This is a genomic window from Levyella massiliensis (genome assembly GCF_000308275.2).
GTDB classification, from domain to species: domain Bacteria; phylum Bacillota; class Clostridia; order Tissierellales; family Peptoniphilaceae; genus Murdochiella; species Murdochiella massiliensis_A.
Map to the genome: position 1 here is coordinate 833,538 of NZ_HG529490.1, position 21,188 is coordinate 854,725.

Annotated in this window: 15 protein-coding genes; 5 read left to right on the forward strand and 10 right to left on the reverse strand. The window is 47.4% G+C overall.

The window, feature by feature from the left end; all coding sequences use genetic code 11:
- Positions 1 to 19 precede the first annotated feature (19 nt).
- The 5 genes from BN98_RS03790 to BN98_RS03810 all read right to left on the reverse strand — a co-directional run bounded on the left by BN98_RS03790 (position 20) and on the right by BN98_RS03810 (position 7,032).
- Positions 20 to 2,254 carry a S8 family peptidase gene (locus tag BN98_RS03790; protein ID WP_019189648.1) on the reverse strand — a complete coding sequence of 745 codons (2,235 nt, stop codon included), beginning with the start codon at positions 2,252 to 2,254 and terminating at the stop codon, positions 20 to 22.
- Positions 2,247 to 3,314 carry an ATP-binding protein gene (locus tag BN98_RS03795; protein ID WP_019189647.1) on the reverse strand — a complete coding sequence of 356 codons (1,068 nt, stop codon included), beginning with the start codon at positions 3,312 to 3,314 and terminating at the stop codon, positions 2,247 to 2,249. The genes BN98_RS03790 and BN98_RS03795 overlap by 8 nt, the downstream gene beginning before the upstream one ends.
- 313 nt (positions 3,315 to 3,627) lie before the next feature.
- On the reverse strand, positions 3,628 to 5,055 hold the full coding sequence (gene rlmD, locus BN98_RS03800) for a 23S rRNA (uracil(1939)-C(5))-methyltransferase RlmD (RefSeq protein WP_019189646.1): 1,428 nt from the start codon (positions 5,053 to 5,055) through the stop codon (positions 3,628 to 3,630).
- A 37-nt stretch (positions 5,056 to 5,092) separates the two neighbouring features.
- Positions 5,093 to 6,391 (reverse strand): M18 family aminopeptidase, encoded by a 1,299-nt coding sequence (locus tag BN98_RS03805; RefSeq protein WP_019189645.1) that lies wholly within the window; start codon positions 6,389 to 6,391, stop codon positions 5,093 to 5,095.
- Positions 6,392 to 6,471: 80 nt separating this feature from the next.
- Positions 6,472 to 7,032, reverse strand: a complete 561-nt coding sequence (locus tag BN98_RS03810; RefSeq protein ID WP_019189644.1) for a manganese efflux pump MntP — start codon at positions 7,030 to 7,032, stop codon at positions 6,472 to 6,474.
- A 779-nt stretch (positions 7,033 to 7,811) separates the two neighbouring features.
- On the opposite strand from BN98_RS03810, the gene BN98_RS03815 reads away from it, so the two are divergent.
- From BN98_RS03815 to BN98_RS03825, 3 genes are all read left to right on the forward strand, one after another.
- Positions 7,812 to 8,015 (forward strand): DUF6465 family protein, encoded by a 204-nt coding sequence (locus BN98_RS03815; protein ID WP_019189643.1) that lies wholly within the window; start codon positions 7,812 to 7,814, stop codon positions 8,013 to 8,015.
- Positions 8,016 to 8,202: 187 nt separating this feature from the next.
- Positions 8,203 to 9,159 (forward strand): AAA family ATPase, encoded by a 957-nt coding sequence (locus BN98_RS03820; RefSeq protein ID WP_019189642.1) that lies wholly within the window; start codon positions 8,203 to 8,205, stop codon positions 9,157 to 9,159.
- Positions 9,156 to 11,018, forward strand: a complete 1,863-nt coding sequence (locus BN98_RS03825; RefSeq protein WP_019189641.1) for a vWA domain-containing protein — start codon at positions 9,156 to 9,158, stop codon at positions 11,016 to 11,018. Before BN98_RS03820 ends, BN98_RS03825 begins: the two co-directional genes overlap by 4 nt.
- Before the next feature lie 114 nt (positions 11,019 to 11,132).
- On the opposite strand, the gene BN98_RS03830 is transcribed toward BN98_RS03825, so the two are convergent.
- A complete protein-coding gene (locus BN98_RS03830) occupies positions 11,133 to 11,504 on the reverse strand; it encodes a desulfoferrodoxin family protein (RefSeq protein ID WP_019189640.1) in 372 nt (123 codons plus the stop codon).
- 228 nt (positions 11,505 to 11,732) lie between these two features.
- On the opposite strand from BN98_RS03830, the gene lexA reads away from it, so the two are divergent.
- Positions 11,733 to 12,371, forward strand: a complete 639-nt coding sequence (gene lexA / locus BN98_RS03835) for a transcriptional repressor LexA (RefSeq protein WP_019189639.1) — start codon at positions 11,733 to 11,735, stop codon at positions 12,369 to 12,371.
- 77 nt (positions 12,372 to 12,448) lie between these two features.
- Here lexA and BN98_RS03840 read toward each other — a convergent pair whose 3' ends face one another.
- The 3 genes from BN98_RS03840 to BN98_RS03850 form a co-directional block, all read right to left on the reverse strand.
- Positions 12,449 to 13,738, reverse strand: a complete 1,290-nt coding sequence (locus BN98_RS03840; RefSeq protein WP_019189638.1) for a bifunctional folylpolyglutamate synthase/dihydrofolate synthase — start codon at positions 13,736 to 13,738, stop codon at positions 12,449 to 12,451.
- A gap of 78 nt (positions 13,739 to 13,816) precedes the next feature.
- Positions 13,817 to 14,734, reverse strand: coding sequence for an Abi family protein (locus tag BN98_RS03845; protein ID WP_019189637.1), 918 nt, complete (start codon positions 14,732 to 14,734; stop codon positions 13,817 to 13,819).
- An 843-nt stretch (positions 14,735 to 15,577) separates the two neighbouring features.
- On the reverse strand, positions 15,578 to 17,545 hold the full coding sequence (locus BN98_RS03850) for a 5'-nucleotidase C-terminal domain-containing protein (protein WP_019189634.1): 1,968 nt from the start codon (positions 17,543 to 17,545) through the stop codon (positions 15,578 to 15,580).
- Positions 17,546 to 17,764: 219 nt separating this feature from the next.
- On the opposite strand from BN98_RS03850, the gene BN98_RS03855 reads away from it, so the two are divergent.
- Positions 17,765 to 18,730 (forward strand): DUF1002 domain-containing protein, encoded by a 966-nt coding sequence (locus BN98_RS03855; protein WP_019189633.1) that lies wholly within the window; start codon positions 17,765 to 17,767, stop codon positions 18,728 to 18,730.
- Between the two features lie 122 nt (positions 18,731 to 18,852).
- Here the strand turns inward: BN98_RS03855 and BN98_RS03860 are convergent, their stop codons facing one another.
- Positions 18,853 to 20,925 (reverse strand): ribonucleoside triphosphate reductase, encoded by a 2,073-nt coding sequence (locus BN98_RS03860; protein ID WP_019189632.1) that lies wholly within the window; start codon positions 20,923 to 20,925, stop codon positions 18,853 to 18,855.
- Positions 20,926 to 21,188 lie beyond the last annotated feature (263 nt).

The window sequence follows — 21,188 nt, forward strand, 5'->3', positions numbered from 1 at the left end:
TAGTGCAAAAAAACATATACTATTCCCACTTAATTTCTTCATTAACTTTTTGATGAATATCTACTCTATTAACAACATCGATTTCATTTACTAACCAACCATTTAATGTACAACTTCTGATAAATTCATCAATTCTATTAACTCCATTCATTTCTTTGAGTGTTACAACAACACCAAACCTAACTCCTATACCATCTTGAGGAGCTAATCGGTTATTTGTCTTTACTTCCATACCCCAGTTTTTATTTCTATAAGAGTCTTTTGGTATCATTCTTTTTGTAGCACTCTCTGCAATATACTTTACATTATCCCATTTTCTAAAATGCTTTCTGGCTTCACCTTCCAAAAGATAATTTCTTTCTCCATCTAAGGTGTCTTCTGTATTCTGTTTATCCCCTTTAATATCCTTGATTTTTTTATCATCCCCTATTCGTCCAAAATGTAAATTTAATTCCGTATTTGTATAATCAACGCCTTGCAATCTATCGCACAATGGAAAATAACACATCGTAGCCTTCGCAATATATGGATACTTATTATCCTTTAGAGGAACTGGAAAATCATAGTTATAAGTATTCCATTTTTCACTAATATCTGATACCACAAATTTTATTTCATCATCTTTTGTTTGAATAATATCGTTTATATGAATTGGTACAACTCCATGCCCATATAAAGCAACTTCCTCAGGCGTCGGTTTTTCATCCCAACCTCTTGCAGCATCAATAATCATGGCTTTTGCAACTTCTCTATTAAGTCCCAACACATCAATTAAATAAGATAATTTCCTCGCAATCCAAGGTGCAGCATAAGAAGTACCAGCAACATTCACAGCACCTAAAGGTTCACAAACCCTAATGTACTCTTCTTCACTGCCACCATAATAGCTCACATCAGGCTTTGCAAAGAAAGATAATACTAATCCTTTACGAGCATATTTAGTAGACAGACCATTCTTACTAACTGAATTTACAACTATGCTATTAACAGAATCTGCCGGAGAGCCTATTTTTACTATATCTTCACTTGGTTTATTTGTTCCTGCAATAACAAATATTACATTGTTTTCAAACTGAATTTTATCTAATATTGCAGCTTCAGCAGAAATAAAATTATCATTAATTTCCTGATTACTACCAAGTGAAATATTCCAGACTTTTATATCTGAATTATTTATTACAATACTCTTTATTTTCTTTATTATTGAAAAGGAAGAAAATTCAGCACCTACCGCTACTCCAAAATGCCTAACCTTAAATCTTCCACAGCCATCGTCTAGCCAAGGATTTAATCTTGCTCCATCAACAATAATGGAAGATACTGCTGTCCCATGATTATAATCTTTTGGTTTTTTTGGTATATCTTCTGAGACCATGTCATGATATTCAACCCAATCACTAAAATAAACACTTTCATCAAATAAGGTATCTATCACACCAATTGTTGGTTCAATAGTTGGGGATGATATAGTTACCATTTTTGTTTGATACTCATTTATAAAATCATCAGGTGATAAACTTGACAAATCAACGGTTGCCATTGAAACAAGATAAGGTACTTTTTCAAAAAGTAGTTCTACCTGCTTTTCGTCTAAGTAAACAGTTTGATTATCTAAAATTCTGCTACTTAAAATATCTATCCCTAATCTTTCAAATAATAATTTTGTATCTTTTCTTACATCATACAAAGTTATAATGCTCTGCTTTACATCTATCGTAGGTAACTCTACCTCAAAAGAATCAATATATGATACATCTGCAATCACCTGTTTAAATATTGACATACTCACAGAAAAGTCTTTAAAAACTCTTGGATTGACAATATTTTTATCTTCAAATATGCTCTTATTAATCTTTCCTGCAAATTTTTTAGACAATATATTTGAAGTATCTGTAATCAACTCTATACTTTTAGTCAAATCATACTCATCAAGAAAATATGTGATGATATGTTTGCTCTTATCTCTATTAAATTTTGCACCAACAATTGCATCATTAGAAGTCGTCCCTTTAAAAAGTCCTGCAATTCGATTACTTTTCGCAACAATTTTATTATAATAAACACTAATTAAAACTCCTTCAAATGGCTTTGTTTCTTTATCCCAAAATTCTTTAATTTGGCTTAACTGAGATTTTAACCTTAATAAATGCTCTGTACTGACTTCCACTCTCCCATTCATGGCTACACCACCGCCATTAACATTTCTACGTGCTTGTACAAAGCGTTTCCCTTTTAATTCCAAAACATTATTCACTATCTACTTCCTCCTTTTTCAGTTTTCTTGATACAGCACTTTTAGACTCCCCTTTTAACTTTTCTATTTCTCTTACAGTAAATCCTTCTTCATGAAGTTGGCTTATGTCCTTTTGATCCAGGTTTCCTATCAAACTATTGTACAATCTTTTCAAATAATCATACTCAGAACCAACATCACTAAATGCAAGTGATGTTTTTATAATGTTTTTTAATTCTCCGGGATAAGGTATTTTCTTTGATATTCTCAATATTTTTTTAAATAATCTTGCATCCTTGGATATTCCTTTAAAATTCTTGATAAATGAAGAAAAATAATATTCAGCAACTTCTATTAAATCCTCATCGCTATACCTATTGAAATTAATAACAGCATCAAATCTCCTAATTAATGCTTTATCAAAATTTGAATATAGATTAGTTGTTGCAATAAGCACTATCTCTTTATTAAGATCTGTTAATCTATCTAATTCTCTTAAAATTGTAGATGTTACTCTTCCCATCTCTCTAATATCATTAGAATTAATTCTATCCAGAGCGATAACGTCAATCTCATCAAATAAAACTACTATTTTATTCGCATTTGGAAGCATATTTATTTCTTTAAAGACTTTTATAATATTTTTATTGGTCTGCCCCAACTTACTATCTATCAAATTTTCAAAATCCACTCTAAAAAGAGAGCGATCCAACAATCTTGCAACATTTTTTGCTGCCTCTGTTTTTCCACTTCCCGGTAATCCTTCAAATAAAAATTTATTAATACCAACATTATGATTTACAGCATTAATAATACCTTTTATATCCTCTGTTATTTCAAGTGGTAAATTTAAAGCCTCTAAATTTCTTATTTCAACTTGCTTTAAAAACTCACTTTCAAAATCACTACTTTGTGGTGAATATAAATTTGATTCAGATATTAACCCCATAATATATTCAGATAACTGATAATCTCCTATGCTATCAAAATATCTTGCTATTGCTATAGCCTCATTTCTAAAGGAATTTTCATTCCTTTCCACATGGTATTTTATTAAATTCAAAACATTTTGTTTTTTCATATTGCCATACCTCCTAATTTCTTTATCATTATATCGCAAATCGGGACGTATTTCTACGTTTATGGGACAAATATTTAGATTTATATGCCTAAAGTTATATTATCCTTTCTTCATAAAAAAAGAGCAGCCTTTTAAGCTACTCTTGTAGAAAGTACAAAATGAGTTAATTATATTTTTTGTGTTTCCTCATACCAGTTGCAAAACTACTCTTACGTCCATGTAGTTTTTTTTTGAGTCTTTTTGACATATCCTTCTTCATCTTTTTCAAAGACAAAATGCTTATAAAACTGCTTGAAATGCAGGATTTCTAAATTTACATCTTTTGTATCAACGCTATAGCTTCCACTTCCGTCGTATTCGGGAACATATCGACAATGCTTCCCTTTTGCAGCACCCAGCCGCATTCACGGAAAATGCCGAGATCGCGTGCCAAGGTGGCGGGGTTGCAGGAAACGTAGACAAATTCGTCGGGAGCTGCGGCCAAAATGGATTGGCAGACAAGAGGATCTAAACCTTTGCGTGGCGGGTCGACCAGGACGGACACGCCGCTGCCGCGATAGCGATGCGTCAATTCCTCGATGACATCTTCAGCTTTGGCCGCAAAGAACGTGGCGTTGCTGATGCCGTTGATGCTGGCGTTTTGTTGGGCATTGGCAACGGCGGCTTCTACCACCTCAACACCGACAACGTGTTTGGCTTGACGGGCCATTAGAAGCGATGTGGTTCCGGTGCCGCAGTAAAGGTCCAAGACGGTGCGTTTCGCCAAGTCGGTAAAGCAGGAAAGCGCCGTATCATAGAGGACTTGCGTCAGATAGCGATTCACTTGAAAGAAGGACGCCGGCGAGACAGAAAAAGAGAGGCCATGCAGATGCGTGTCAAGGGTGGTCTGTTCTGTGGCGTAATGAATCGGCTCGCGCAGGCGAACATCGCCGGGACGGCGATTCTCCGATTGACAAAGTACCGTAAAAGCCAAGGGATGAAGGGCGTCAAACATAGCGGTGCGTTGGTGTGCCGTGATTGGGTCAGTCACCAGGGCAGCCAAAATTTCCTCTTTTTCATTGGCGCGCAAAATGACCATGCGCACGGGTGAAAACAATGATGCCCACGCCGTTGAGGAAAGCGCCAAGCGATTCCATCGCCGGATGGTCTCTTCAATGGCAGGCACTGCAAAAATATAGGAAGAAAGGGGTGCAACGTCATGAGTGCCGCGCATGGTATCGCCAAGAAGACCGCGGGACGTTAGGCGGAGATTGACTTTATTGCGATAATGAAATTCCTCATCGGCGATCCATGATAAGCAGGGCAGCTCCGTTTCTGAAAAACCACCCAAACGGATCAAGGCATTGCGCACCAATTGCTGCTTCCAACGGGCCTGACATTCCGGCTGCCAATGAAGTAAAGGAAAGCCATTGGCTTCGATGGTGTCGAAGGAGGATTCGGAAGCGCCTCTGCGCTCTGGTGATGATGACAGAAGCTTCACGGCCTGCGCTTCCAGTACGGATTTTTTTCGCTTGACAAGGCGACAATGCACGACATCGCCGGGAAGCACGTCCGGGACAAACACGGTCATACCTACCAAGGCATGCTCCCCAAGGGGAATGGTGGAACCGTCGCGTTCAAAAAAGACATCGGTGGCGGTCAGATGCCCGACGCCACTGCCCTGCCCGGTAAAATCATCGATGGTGAGAGAAAACTCCAGAGGAGGCACCGCAGCCGGCGATGCCGCCCCTCCGTTTTCCATATCCGCCCGACGCAGCGGTCTCTTTGTGGCCCCCTGCTTACTGCGCATCGCTTAAAAACGCGGTCAAAGTACGAATCATCGCATCGTGATCCGCCACGCCCGTTAATTCGCGCACAGAGTGCATACCGAGTACGGGGTTACCCACATCGGCATTGAGAATGGTCGTCCATTGCTCGTCCATGGAACCGATGGTCGCGCCGCCGCGCTTATCGGAATGGTTGTGGAACGTTTGGAAAGTGACACCCGCCTTCTCTGCATAGAGACGCACGCGCGCTCCGCCTTCGCCATCGGTAATATAACTCTTGGATGCGGCATATTTTAAGACCGGGCCGTGATTGATGCGCGGCTGGTTGGTCGGATCCGCAACATCCGAGAAATTCGGATGCACCGCATGGGCCATATCGCAGGAAATGGTGAAGCTCTTTGCTGTAGCAATGTCAAAGTCTTCGGCATCGCCGCCTAGGCCGCGCACGAGGCGTGCCAATACATTTCTAAGCGTTGCCGAATCCGCGCCTTTGCGGGTCATGGAGCCGATTTCTTCATGGTCATGCAGCGCAATCACCTGATGATAAGCGCCGGTTTCGGCTTCTGAAAGAGCCGTCACTGCGGCATGACACATGGCCAAGTTGTCCAAGCGACCGATGGAAATGAATTCTTCCTGTTCGCCCAGCAACACGCCTTTTTGAATATCGTAGAGGAAAAGATCGTAATCTAAGATCTCCTCGCGTGCTACACCGACTTCCTTAGCTACCACTTCCAGAAAATCGCCATGTTCGCCCTCTTCCTCCGTGCACCATAGCGGTTCCATCATACTCTGTGGCTTGATTTCTCCCTTCGCATTCACTTCGCGATCCATGTGAATAGCCAGACTCGGCAGAATCAAAAGCGGCCGTTCGATACGAATTTTCCTAACGGTAAAGCCGTCATTGCCATCCTTCACCAGCAAACGTCCGGCGATGGAAAGCGGTCGATCCAGCCATGAGCGCATAATGAGACCGCCATACGGCTCCACATTGAGCACGCCATAGCCTGCGCGATGGCGATTCACGTTTTGTTTGAGCTGAAAGCCCGGCGAATCATTGTGTGCGCCGATAATATGAAAACCGGCATCTGCTTTATCCGCCGTGCGAAATGCCAGAATCGTAGCATCGGAAATTTCGACATAGTAGCCCGTATGCGGTTTCAGTTCCCAGCGCATTGCCGGATCTAAGGCGGTAAATCCCGCCTTTTCGAGAATGGCTTTCTCCTGCTCCGTCGCCTGATACGCCGTCGGTGCTTGATCAATGAAGCGAATTAACGCTTTGGCTCTCTCCCGTGCTTTTTGTGTGATTTCCACGCTTTCCTCCTTTGGGACGGTTTCTCCGTCCTTTTCTTTGCGCCTGTCTGACGCGTTGCGCCCGCTGGCCTGCTACGTCGCTAAATGCCTTGCATCATGTGTGTGATGAACACACGCACACCGATAAACAGCAATATGAGACCGCCCACAATGCCTGACGGTTTTTGATACCGTTGTCCGAAATAATGCCCGATATATACGCCCGCAAATGAAAATATACCGGTGCACATCGCAATGAGCGGCAATGCAATCCATAGATTCACCTTTATCATAGCAAAGGTGACACCGACCGCAAAGGCATCGATACTTGTTGCAATCGCTAAGGGCAGCATTGCTGACACAGAAAAATCCCCTGTTGGACACGATTCCGGATTTAACGCCTCCCGAATCATCTGAATCCCCAGAAATCCCAAAATAAGAAGAATAACCCAATGATCCAACGCCTGCATGGATTGTGCAATCAGGGAGCCCAATAAAAATCCCAGCAATGGCATCAATCCCTGAAATCCGCCGAAATACGCCCCCACAATCACCCCGTGACGCACCTTCAACTCCTGCACCGCCAATCCTTTACAAATTGCCACGGAGAAGGCGTCCAGTGATACCCCGACCGCCAACAACAATAACTCCAAAATAGACATAACTTCCCCTTCACTTCTCGTTCGTATGCAATTAACTATTGTACCCCAAGCTCCCGTGATGTACCTTGCAGCAATGTAAAATATGGCGATGGTTAATGGCGATGCTTTTGTTGTCGGGCGGTGGTGAGGGGGCGGCAGCGGAGCGGCGGTACGGCGGCAGCGTCGATGGAGCGGTGGTGTGCGGTTGTATGCGGCATTCCTTCCGACTAGGTAAAATTCTATATACGCAAAAACCCTAGTCGTGCCTTTCGACCTTTCATTTCTTTCTGACTAGGTAAAACTCGTATATCAAAAAATACCTAGTCGCCAAATGACCCCATTTTGCGTTTTCAAGCTAGGTAAAACTCGTATATCGAAAAATACCTAGTCGCCAAACTGTCTGTCTTTGCTTTTCTCGACTAGGTATAAACCGTATATCGAAATATACCTAGTCAAAACGCGGCGGCGCACTCGTTTTCTCAGCTAGGTAAAACTCGTATATTGCAAAAACCCTAGTCAAGACAGTACCCCCTACTGCTTTTCGCGACTAGGTAAAAGTCAAAATGCGTAAAAAACCTAGCCAAGACTACTGCGCCTCGCCTCTTCGAATACATCGGTTCATGCCTCCCCCTCCTTTGCGTTACTTTTTTTTATCAATTTTTATAAATTTTTCTAAAATTTCATCATTTAACTTAAAATTTCCTAGATTTCTTGCTCATTTTTAAGAAATTTTTGATAAACTGTCTGTGAATTGGTAAAATTCTTACGATTTTATCAATGAAGTGACAAGGAGGTACCACATGCTTAAAACAAAATATATCGTACAGTATCAAGGTCAGGAAGTGGACACGGAAGCGTTGGTGAAACAAGCAAAGGTCTATTGGAAACAAGCTGGTCACAAGCTACAGGAAATGGAAACCCTGGACATTTATGTAAAGCCGGAAGAAAATGCTGCCTATTACAGCATTAATAAAGATGAACAAAAAGGACGCATCGATTTTTAGGTCCTAAATTGATCCGGCATGCCGGATCAATTTTTTTATGTCTGACGACCGTCGGTCGTACGGCAAACTGCGGGATCCGCACAATGAAGTGTGAACGCTGCGCGACAGGCTGAGAGCCTCACGGCGTTAACAGGAACTCGTCCATCGCTAAAGGAGTTGGCGGAAAACTATTAAAGAAGGAAGTACTATGTCGGTAACGAATCGCCGGAATGGTGTAGAAAATTTACGCCAACAAGGTGTGAATGAAACATTGTTGGAACAAGTAGCGTCGTGGGTGAAGGCGCATCCCATGAAGGAAATCGGAGTGGATACGCCATCGCCCTTTTTCTATTATGGAAAGGAAGTGTGGGAGGAGGCGATTTCGGCGCTGTTGGCGGGAGAAAATCTGCTACTCGTCGGGGCGAAGTCCACGGGAAAGAATGTGTTGGCGGAGAATTTGGCGGATCTTTTTGAACGGCCGCGGCGCAATATCAGCTTCCATATCAATTCGGATGCATCAACCTTATTAGGAACGGACACATTTCGTGACGGCTCGGTCCAGTTTCGACCAGGCCCGGTCTATGATGTGGCAACGCAAGGTGGCTTTGGTATTCTGGATGAAATCAATATGGCGCGTAACGATGCTGTCGCTGTCTTGCATGCGACGCTGGATTTTCGTCGCTTGATCGATTTGCCGGGCATTCGCCCCATTCGTTTACAACCGGAAACGCGGTTCATTGCAACGATGAACGAAGGATATCTGGGGACCCGCGAGCTGAATGAAGCGCTCATGTCGCGCTTTATGGTGATTCAGATGCCGGTGTTATCGACAGAAGCGTTGGAATGGCTACTGCACAAGCATTTTCCGCTTTTGAAAGAAGCGTATGTGAAGGCCTTTGCCGGCCTTTTCGGCGATTTGCATCGCAAGAGTATCAATGCCGAAATTTCAACTAAAGCCGTGGATTTACGAGGCTTATTTGCGGCGCTGCGTCTGATGCAACGGGGACTTGCGCCAGCTTTGGCTCTCGATATGGGGCTCACGAATAAAACCGCGGATCCCTACGAACAGGAACTTGTCCGCGATGTACTGCGTTTGCGCATAGCAGAATCGCTTGACGCAGCGGACCTTTTTACTCCGAATAGCGATGGAGTGATGCCGTCATGAAAAATCCCGCGACGCTGCGCGCCGAGCGAGCTTTACAGCAAGAATCCGACGCCGTCGAAAAGGACGTGCGCAGGCGGGTATGGGAGGATCGTGGAAAGAACGTGCAATGGACCACGTCAGCGGATTACCGTTGGCTGCCTGCCCCTATTTTGCCGCATGAGGAAAGGTCTGCCGCGACGTCAAGGACGCTTGCAGAGTCTGCCTCAAAAATGGCAGTGCCTGCCAAAACGCACCTAGCGATATTTCGCTATGCGAACGCTCTTAGCGGCATCATGCATATGCTCTACGATGACGAACGCATCGCCCAATTTATGGCCGCTCATGCGCAACAGTTGCCAAAGGCTCTGTTGGAGGCGCTCTTAGCTCTGCCCATGCAGGCGCACGCCCGACGTGTTTTGGCCGAAGGTCGCCCGGCCATGGCCATGCAAAATCATCGCTATCTGCTAAGGCAGCTTGCCCAATGGAACTTTTCCGCTCCACGCACGCTTGTCGAGCAATTGCAAAAAGCCCATTTCGAGCGCGCACTCGGCGATTTCCCCAAAGCCTCTCCGGCGATTCTTTCGCTACTCGATGCGTTGGAAGCATTGGAAAATGCGGATACTAACGCTCTATTGGACGGCATGAACGCGATTCTTGGCGATTATTTTCATCTGGCTGTCTTTCGCGATGCGCAAAAAACGGAAGCAACAAACGCACCTCGGACTGTTTCTCCCGAGAAATCGCAAAAGGAGCCTTCCCTCCTCTCGGAAGAAGCGGTTCTCGAGGAAATGCTCGTCGGCGCTGCGGAATTCACATCGCTGGCACAATTGGAGGAGCACAAGGGAAAACAACGCGCCAAGAAGCCACTGTTTCCCAAACGCATTGCTAAGTCAGAACAGGCACGCCGCGCTTTTATTGAACGCCATTTCGGCCGTCCCCTACTCACGCCAGAGGAGGCATGGCAATTACGCATGAAAACAGCAACGGGAGTGCATCAAAACAGCATTCCCTATCTCACGAGCGGTCTGTCGTTTGCGCAAATGTCCTCATTTCGAAAGGAGCAACGCGAGAAGGTTGCCGAGCAGAACCGCGCCTATCTTGAAGCGCATCGCCACACCGTCCGTCGTGCCGAACGCGTTCTGCGTCGCCGGTTGGAACAGGTGCTGCATGCTGAAGAAGAGGATAGCCCGGCCTTTCAAGAACATGGAAAGCTTGTTGGCGGACGGGTTTGGCGCGTGTTTGCACTCCGGGACAATCGCGTGTTTCTCCACGATGCCCACGACGCCCCACGTCGCCTCATTGTGGATGTGCTTCTGGATGCCTCCGCTTCCCAGGAACCACGTCATGCTTCCGTTGCTACGCAGGGCTTTCTTCTGGCGGAAACGCTTGAATCCGTCGGTATTCCGTTCCGCGCTACCACGTTCCAAAGCCAGCAAGGCTTCACCATTCTCACGCGCCTGCATGACTACACGGATCATAACCGAGCCGATGCCCTTCTGCGCTATTTCCCCGACGGCGCCAATCGCGACGGCTATGCCCTTCGTCTCATTGGTGAAACCCTACAAAAGAAGCCGGGCTGCCGCAATGTTCTGATTGTCCTCTCCGACGGCAAACCCTATGACCAGCGCATTGCTTTAAACAATGAATCCTTTCAACAGTTTCAGCAATACGAAGAAGATTTTGCGATCCTGGATACCGCCCGCGAAGTCGAGCGACTCCGTCGCCAAGGCATTGCTGTCTTCGGCCTTTTCACCGGCGAAGAAAAAGATCTCCGCGCTGCGCAGCGCATCTACGGCACCGGCTTTGCCTACATCCGCACACCCGAGCGCTTTGCCGCCATTGTGGCGCAGGTGTTGGAAGAAGAATTGGAACGAGGCTAAGAACGGCATAAAACACCTGCCTCTCCCTTTCATACAAAAACTCTCTGTGTCGCACGACACAGAGAGTTTTCATTATTATTTCATGCACCGGCCTTTGCCGATGCCCACTATTACTTAGGCCTCCGTCTTCCAGAGTCCGTGTTTGTTGCAATGTTCATAAACGGTTACCGGGCCGTCTTCGACCAGGAATTCAGCCTTCGGTTCCTGACCCGGCTTAAGAGCTACGCTCTGGAGTTTATTGCCTTGCTCAACGGCGATCATATCAATGTAGTGGTCTTCTTCCATCGGATGGATGGTGGAGCCGACAACTACTTTAAGCGTATTGCCTTCGCGTGTAGCAACGGGTACGTGTTTTTCTTTGGCCGCATCCGTTGTGTTGGCCTTGAGCTCGGTGGTTTGTTCACCGCAGCATACCGGGGTGCAGCCGCCAACTTGGTTGGCTTTTACGAGCAATGTACCACAATGTTTACAAAAAAAGAATTTCATAGTTCCTCCTAGTTTGTTCTCAGACGAACTCGCATGAGACCGTCCTTCACTCCCTCTTGTTGAGCGATACTATCGCTGACAAGTGATAATCATCCTTCGTTTGCATTAGTACCCAAAATCAGCCTTGTCACACGCTGATGAAATCGATATAATAAAGGCGAAAGTTTGTTCGACTTTCTTCGTTTTGCGCAGATAAGCGCTATCCATGCTGGTAGCAAAGGAGATCCTATGAATCCGACGGTAAAAAAAAGACGGCTGGCCATGCTGCAATATATTTCCGCCTATTGGGAGAAAAACCACATTGCCCCCACCGTTCGTGAATTGCAAGGTGCGTTGGACATTCGCTCCACCTCAACGGTCTCCACAGATCTGCATGCCCTGATGGATGCTGGAAAAATCATCATGACCGAAGGCTCATATCGCTCTATCCGCCCCATAGCGGACATTGAAGAAGTAGAGGATACCCCGGATTCTCCGTATCGCAGTGATGTCTTTGACATTCCTCTCTACGGTGCTGTGGCGGCAGGTTCCCCCATTTACGCTGAAGATGTGACGGAGGAATCCATACCGCTGCCATCTTCCTTTTTTCCCAACGACGGTGCCGACTATTTTGTGCTGGAAATTCATGGTGAATCCATGATTGAAGCCGGCATTTACGATGGCGATCACATCATCGTGCGTCGCCAGGATACCGCCCGCAACGGACAACAGGTTGTGGCATTGCTGGACGATTCCGCCACCGTCAAGACCTTCTTCCGGCGCCCCGATCACATCGAATTGCGCCCAGAAAACGCCGCGATGGATCCCATCATTGTTAAAGATTGCCGCATTTTAGGTATCGTGTGTGGTTTATATCGATTGTATTAAGGGAAACAACGCGATAAGAAACGCCTTTAAGACCAATAAAAAGAGCCTTTTTCGTTACGAAAAAGGCTCTTTTTTTCTTATTGTTCTCGACTTTTCACCCAAGCCGATGCGCCGTCCAACAGATAGAGCGAACCCGCCGCTACAAAAAGGCCATTCGGATGCTCGCGGTATGCGCGCTCCATGGCATCGTGCATCTCTTTCACCACTTCCCAGTCATCGGTATCCTGCACGTGCACGCGATAGACTGCTGCAAAGGCATCAAAGAACTCCTGCTGCTCGGCCTCGGAAAGCTTGCCGTCATGCATGCCAAAGAGTAAGATGAGTTCCTTTCCCTTCGCCGGTGAAAGCTCCAACAAGTCCTTCAAGTTCTTCATTAAAACCTGCGCTGCCTGATGGTTGTGCGCGCCATCGATAAACACAATAGGATACGCGGAAATCATCTCCATCCGTCCCGGCAAGTATGCCTCTTGCACTGCCTCGCGCATGGCCTGCTGCACCGCCTGTTGCTTTCCCTCTTGCAGCGACATTCCTTCGCGCAATGAAAAGCCGATTTTTTCCAAAAAAGTCGGCTGCAGAAACTCCTCCATCGCCACTAAAGCGGTACCAAAATTCTGAAGCTGGTGCTCACCGATCAGGCGTGCCTCGTAATCGCCGGAGAGTAGGCCGCGAGAGAAGTGAAAGTGCAGCTTGGGACGATCGCCTGCTTCCCATTTTAGCGATGCATTCGTCACGTCGTTAGGATCATAGAATACCAGCGATGCTCCTTTGGCAGCGGCGATTTCACGCAGTACAACAGCAGCCTCCGGCCGCTGATTGGCAGAGACGCTCAGCGATCCTTCCTGAATAACACCGGCTTTGGCCTCAGCAATGTCAGCAATGGTATTGCCCAGTCTGTCGCGATGGTCGAAGTCAATCGTGGTGAACACATTCATCACGGTGGGCACAATATTCGTGCAATCATCACGCCCACCGATCCCCGCTTCCATCACAATCACTGGCACATTAGCCTCACGATAGGCCAGCATGGCTTCGACCATGCTCCGTGCAAAATACGGAATATACGGCAAATGGCATTCCCGCCCCTTCTTTTCCATGGCTTCTTGTATCTTCACCGATGTTTCATGCGCAATCGGCTGCGACTGCACCATGATACGTTCCTCGTAATGATGCACATGTGGCGATATAAAATGCCCCACTTTTTCCACACCCATTTTTTCAAGCGCCAGCGCAATCGTGCGTCCTGTCGATCCCTTGCCGTTCGTACCTACCAAATGCAGCACGATGCGATCTTTTTCCGGATGATCAAACGCCTCAAGCCAGCAATTCACGTCTTTTTGCAGTGTATTCCAGTCCTTTTCCGGACGCATTTCTGTTCCCTTTCTTCACTGTTCGTTTCCCCGAACCATTTCAACTCTGTCGCCACGCACTTCGGCCATTACGGCCTTCTATTTCTCTAGCGCCTCCAGCCCTGCCGCCATGCGCAATACTCTTTCCCAATGCGGTGGAAAGTCTAGGATGCGTGGCGCGAGATGCGGGTGCTCCGCAAAAGTCTTTTGAAACAGAGCGATGATCTCGTTGCTGCTTTTCTCTCCCATCACATGCATCAGACCCAACAGCATCGCAAAAAAGCAAAATGGGTCCGGGCGATACGCCGGTGCCAACTGCTCCAGTGTGCGTTGATCTTCTTTTAAAATCGCACAGCCATCGCGAAAACGACGATTGGACAGTCGCCCGTGATGAGCGCAAGTGTTGCGCAATGTCGTAAAGCATTTGAAATACGAGTTTAGCACCAGCTCAGAACGCACCCCGTAAAACGCTGCCACTTTTTTCTGCTCCGGGCGACGCATATTGTTCACTACTTTTGTCAGCGTACCCAGCGTGATCACTTCTACCGCCACGTACACCGGCACATGCTGCATTTTATCCCCCTTCGACTGAAAATGACGCACAAACGGTTCATTGGCACGCGTCAACTCGTTTTCCAAATCATTGATGAAATTTTTATGATACTCCGCATTTTTGAAACGTCCCGGATCCAAATAGCCATATTCCCCAAATGCTTCATTGAGCACCGTTGCAACCACATGTCGCAACTGTACTTCATAATCTGCCAAATAATCAAATAAAAAATTTTTAATCATGCGATCCCCGAGATACGCATCCACCAGCATTTCAAATGTGGTTCCCTCTCGGTACGTACCATCCAACTTACGCCAGGGCAACCCGAAATTCTCCAGATGAAAAGGACTGATGTGCTGAAAAACTGCATTGGCATAATCCAGATCCCCAATCACCAGCTTGTCCTTTGTTACCATCTTATAGATTTTTGCTTCAAAACGAAAACCTTGTTTCTGCGTAGCCATAATCCCACCTTTGCCGGTGCTCTACGACGTTTTGGCGATGCACGTGCTGCCATGGCAATGGCGCCGCCGTGGCGAGGCGCCGCTGAGGCGATGCGTAAACTGCCGTAGCGAGGCGCGTCGTCGGCCGTCGTAGTGAATGAAAAAGGCCCGCCGTTTTGCACTTCAGTGAGAGGTGTGGCGGGATCTGATGCTTATAGTATAGCACATTTTCCGGAATTCTGCAGCGAAATTGAGAAAAGGGCATTCGACCGTGCCTTTGCACGTTTTTTGCAAAAGGCACGGTCGCACACCTCCGCTTCACGCACATTTCGACCGTGCCTTTGCACGTTTTTTGCAAAAGGCACGGTCACATACCTCCACTTCACGCACATTTTGACCGTGCCTTTGCCCGTTTTTTGTAAAAGGCACGGTCACGCACCTCCACTTCACGCACATTTCGACCGTGCCTTTGCACGTTTTCTGCAAAAAGCACGGTTGCGCACCTCCACTTCATGCACATTTTGACCGTGCCTTTGCGCTTTTTTATCAAAAGGCACGGTCACGCACCTCCACTTCACGCACATTTTGACCGTGCCTTTTCACTTTTTTTGCAAAAGGCACGGTCGCTCACCCCCGCTTCACGCACTTTTCGACCGTGCCTTTGCACGTTTTTCGCAAAAGGCACGGTCGCGCATCTTCTTGCGCATCTTCTTCTCGCCCCTCTTCTTGCCACCTTCCGAGCCTGCGCCAAAGCTGTTGCTCCAAGAATGACAAAAAGTGGAGAGGCCGCGCAGTACTGCGTTGCCTCTCCACTTGGTTCCTATCCGGGCGTCGTCTGACGTTGTTCCTGTTTTTCGAAAGGGCTTAGTATTCTGCCTTCTTCTTAGCAGCAATAGTCAGGGCTGCACCCGCAATCAGCAGAGCAACCGGAGCCATGAACATCACATCGCCGGTCTTCGGTGCCTTTTTGTCGGCTTTCTTGGCAGCAATTTTGGCTGGTTTCGTAGACGGCTTGTCTGCCGGTTTGGTCGTCGGCTTGTCCGTCGGCTGCGTGCCGGGCTTATCCGTGGACGGTTTGTTACTCGGCGTGGGTTCACTCGCCTTGGCTTCGGCCACACGACCGTCGGTCAGATAGGTGAAGGTGCCTTTGCCGTCTTTGGTCAATTGCGTCATGTAGTCCTGAACGATCTGTGCTAAAGAGCCGTGGGTGGCCAGCAAGTTCTTGCCCTTGAACATTTCATAACCATCGCCACCAACTGCCATGAAGTCATTTGTGGCCAGTTTGTAGGTCTTGGCGGGATCAATGGCTGTTTTACCGATCTGAATATTGGTAGCAACGTTCTTGTTGTCCTTCTTGGCAATTTTGAAGGTCAAGCCGGCGACATGCGGGAATTTGCCGGCAGGATTCGGGTATTCGGAAATGCCGTAATTCAGGGCATCGATGATGTCCTGACCGGTCACTTCGATGACGGTCATGGCATTGCCAAACGGCAGAACGTTAAAGACATCGCCGACTTTGACCGTGCCAGCATTGATGGAAGCGCGGATACCGCCTCCATTGGTGATGACAGCATCGGCGCCGGAGGCCTTGAGCATCGCATCGGTAATCAAATCGCCCATGCCCGTTTCACCGGCACGTACGTGATTGCGTTCGCCATCCAAGGTCTTGGCAAGGGTACCAACAACCTGTCCCAGTACTTTTTCGTTGTCTTTATCAAAAGCAGCAATGATTTCCGCAACCTTCGTGTCGTCTTTATAAGACTGTGCCGCTGCGTAATTCATGAGCTCTGCCTTAGATTGCGGTGTGCCATCCTTACCGAACACGACGTGTACAATACCGACGTTCTTCAAGTGTTCGCCGGTGGAAGCGCCAAGGGTTCCGTTTTCAAAGGGATGACCGCTCACCCATTCCGTATGGCTGTGGCCGTCAATGAGAAGGTCCAGATTCTTCAGCTGCGGAACCACTTTCAGCGTGTTCACCTTGGATTCCTCATCGCTGCCGAGATGGCTGAGCAGGATTGTGTAATCGGCGCCGCGCTTGAGCAGCTTATCGATCTCCGCCTGCGCAATTTTCACGGTTTCTTCAACGGTATCGGTAAATTTAAGTCCCTTCGTATTCAAGGGATTAGCTTTATACTTGGTTTCCGGCGTGGCTAAGCCGAACACGCCAACCTTGATGCCGTCCACATCAATGACTTCACCGGCACGGAATAACAGATTGCCGTTCTCATCAAAAATGTTGGATGCGAACCAGGGATACTTGGCAAGTTTTGAATTTTTCTTGGCCTGTTCCAGGCTGTAGTCAAATTCATGGTTGCCGGGTACCATCGCCTGCACGCCGATTTTATTGGCCAGGTTAATGATGGCTTCGCCCTTCGACAGGGTGACAAAGTTTGTGCCCTGCGTTAAGTCGCCGGCGTCCACAACCAATACCGGGCCTTCGGCCTTTTTAGCAGCAATAATGCCGGCATATTTGGCGTAACCGATGTTGCCGGTTTTTCCGTCTTTACTGGAAGCCGCCACATGACCGTGTACATCGTTGGTATGCAAGATTGTCAACGATTTTCCGGCCACGCTCTCTTTAGAAAGGACCGCTTCTTTCTTGTCTTGCTTCGGCTGTACGGTCTCTTCCGTATTTTCTGCCTTTGTCTCCGCTTCAGACTTTTTTTCCGCTACAACTTCTTTTTCTTCCGTTTCTGTCTGCGGATGTTCGACCAAATCTTCCACAAACGACTGTCCTTCATCGCCGGATTGGGCGAAAGCAGTGTTCGGCATCAGCATGGCTGCGGATAACAGCAATGCAAGAGCGATGCCCCATTTTTTGGTTCGCATACTCCCTCCTTTAGTGAAATTCTTTTCGGAATACCTGTCCATGGCGGACTCTCAACAATACTTACACGATTAGAGTAGCCCAATTGTGTTTGTTCGATATAAAGATCAAGTAAATAGGAAATTTTCTCTTCACATTGCGCACAAATGGCTCGCGTACTATTAAGGAGCATCAAACGAGGTGCTATGGCTTCCTTTGAAGCCAAGGGAGAAGGAGTTACTATGAAACACACATCGTCTTTTTATCAAAAAGTATTTGCGGGCGCTTTGGCACTGTGCGTGGGATTTGTCGCTTTATCGGGATCCGTTTCTGCCGATAATCTGAAGCAGCCGGTCTATTCCTATGGGCAAAGTTTAACAAAAGAGCAAAAAGAAGAAACCGCACATTTGCTGAAGGTATCCGACAAGGCGTTGGAGATGCAGGTGAATATTAAAGAAATGAACGCCCTCCTGCACGACCATTATCAATACTATCAGGTGTATTCATCGGTATATCTGGAGCCTGCGAAGGATAAAAGCGGGGTGAATGTGGATATCGTCACCCCGGATACCATTACAGCCATCACACCGACAGAATATGCGAATGCAGCTATTACGGCCGGTGCCACGAATATGAATATTCGCGTTGCTTCCGTCAAAGCGGTGGATGGCTCAGGCGCTCTGGCCGGTGTCTATAAGGCCTTTAGCGGCACTACCGGCAATTTACCGGAAGAAAACATCAAGGTGGCGCAGGAAGAATTGGTCATTACGTCCAAGATCAATGAACAAAACAAAGGCAAAGACGGCTTTTCCGACGAGTTGTTTAACGCCGCCTTAGCCGAAATCAAAGCACAAATTGCCAAAACAAAACAGGATAACGGCGGTTCCATTTCCGTCGGTGATATTACGACCATTGTCAATTCCGTTGTGAACAATTACAATCTGGACGGCGTATTGACCAAAGACAATCTGCAATCCCTCCAAGGCTTGATGGAAAAATTTTCCAAGATCGAGCTGTCTGAAGAGCAAAAGGCCAATTTACAAAAGCTTGGCGAAAGATTGCTCAAAGAGGGTGATACCTTAATGAAAAAAGTGCAAAACGGTTGGGCAAATCTCTCCCCCAGCACCAAATCCGAATTGGGCGGTTTCTTCGGGAATCTCTTCCAAGGCATTGTTGATTTCTTCCAAGGATTATTCAACAATAAATAAGGTATTCTCCTGCCGGCCGACGCATATCCACCTCATGCGCACCGGCAACGAGTAAGACAAATAAGAAAGGCGGTCCGTTGGGCCGCCTTCTTCTATCTATTGCGCTGCGCAAACAGCGCTTTTTATTTGTTCAAAGATGTGTACTCTGTCCGATCCTTAAATTCCTGTTGTTTGCCATCGTTCCAGTTCCGAATGGGGCGATAATAGCCTGTAATGCGGCTGTAGACTTCCGCTTCTTTGCCGCAATGCGGGCAGACGTACTGTTCACCGGACAGATAGCCGTGATCCGGGCAGACGGAATAGGTCGGTGAAATAGTGTAGTAAGGCAGATGGAAATTCTGGGCGATGGCGCGAACCAAAGCCATAGCACTCTTCCAATCCGGCAATTTTTCACCAAGGAAGGTGTGGAAGACGGTGCCCGAGGTGTAGAGGGTTTGCAATTCATCCTGGGCCTTCAAGGCATCAAATACATCTTCCGTAGCGCCAACGGGCAGGTGCGATGAGTTCGTGTAGTACGGCGCACCGTGATCGTTCGCAGTTTTGATGTCCGGGAAATCTTCTTTATCGTGTTTGGCAAAACGATAGGTCGTGGATTCCGCCGGCGTTGCTTCCAAATTGTAGAGATCGCCATATTGTTCCTGATAATCACTTAAACGCTCGCGCATATGCAGGAGGACCTCCTTCGCAAAGCGCATCGTTTTGGGATCGCGCATATCGCCACCCAACCAGGTTGCATTCAGTCCCACTTCATTCATGCCGATCAGGCCGATGGTGGAGAAGTGGTTTTCAAAGGTACCCAGATAGCGTTTCGTATAAGGATAAAGGCCTGCCTCCAACAGCTTCGTGATGACATTGCGTTTCAGCTTCAGGGAGCGGGCTGCCACGTCCGTCAGAGCATCCAAGCGATGGTAGAAATCCGCTTCGTCTTTGGCCAGATAAGCAATGCGCGGCAAATTAATAGTCACGACACCAACGGAGCCCGTGGATTCGCCGGAGCCGAAGAAACCGCCGGCTTTCTTACGCAATTCGCGCAGATCCAAGCGCAGACGGCAACACATACTGCGCACATCGGAGGGATCCATATCCGAATTGACATAATTAGAGAAATACGGTGTGCCGTATTTCGCGGTCATTTCAAACAGCAGCTTATTGTTTTCCGTGGCCGACCAATCAAAGTCGCGGGTAATGGAATAGGTCGGAATCGGATATTGGAAGCCGCGGCCATTGGCGTCGCCCTCGAGCATCACTTCCAAGAACGCGCGGTTCACGAGATCTGCCTCAGCTTGGCAATCGCCATAGGTGAAGTCCATCATCTTACCGCCGACGACGGCAGGCATGTCCTTAAGATCGGCCGGTATGCGCCAATCCAAGGTAATGTTGGAAAACGGAGCCTGCGTCCCCCAACGACTTGGCGTATTCACGCCGTACACAAAGGACTGCACGCATTGCTTGACTTCTTCGAGATCCAAATGATCGACCTTTACAAAGGGCGCCAGATACGTATCAAAGGAAGAGAAGGCTTGTGCGCCCGCCCATTCGTTCTGCATGATGCCCAGGAAATTGACCATCTGGTTGCAGAGCGTGGATAAATGCTTGGCGGGTGAAGAAGTGATCTTTCCCGGTACGCCGCCAAGACCTTCATCGATGAGCTGTTTCAGGCTCCAACCTGCGCAGTAGCCGGTCAACATGGACAGATCATGAATGTGAATGGCCGCTGATTTATGTGCTTCTGCGATCTCTTTATCGTAGACTTCCGAGAGCCAGTAATTGGCAGTGATCGCGCCGGAGTTGGATAAAATCAGTCCACCGACGGAATAGGTCACCGTCGAGTTTTCCTTCACGCGCCAGTCATTGATCTTCAGATAATCGTCTACCAGCTTTTTATAGTCCAATAAAGTATCGTTTACGCGACGCAATTTTTCGTGCTGCTTGCGATAGAGTATGTAGGCTTTAGCTACTTCGGCGTAGCCGCAGTCGGAAAGGACTCGTTCTACGCTATCCTGAATGGCTTCGACTTCCAAAACATCATCATTGGCGTGCTTGCCGGCATCTGCGGTGGCGCGCAGGGCTAAGAGCTCCAATACATCGTCCGAAACGGGCGTTTGTGTGGAAACAAAGGCTTTGCGCATGGCGTCTTGGATCTTTTGAATGCGATAGTCCACATAGGACCCGTCGCGTTTCTTAACCGTAATCATGTCCCTCTCCCTTTTCTCATATTGCTCCGGTACTCGTCGTTCCGGCGGCTTTCGGGTCACTTCTGATATCGTTTTGCGCTGGGGACCCGACCTTGTTTCAGCGGAAAAAAAGCAGGGCGTCGTTTTCCTTCGCCTCTGTTTATATTGTTACTTATATGCTATCACGATCTTTCTCTTTATACAATATATGGGGGCGAAAAGATTTTTTCGCCCCCATATATTGCTGATTAAAAGACTCTGCTTTCTTCCCGCGCTACCGTCAT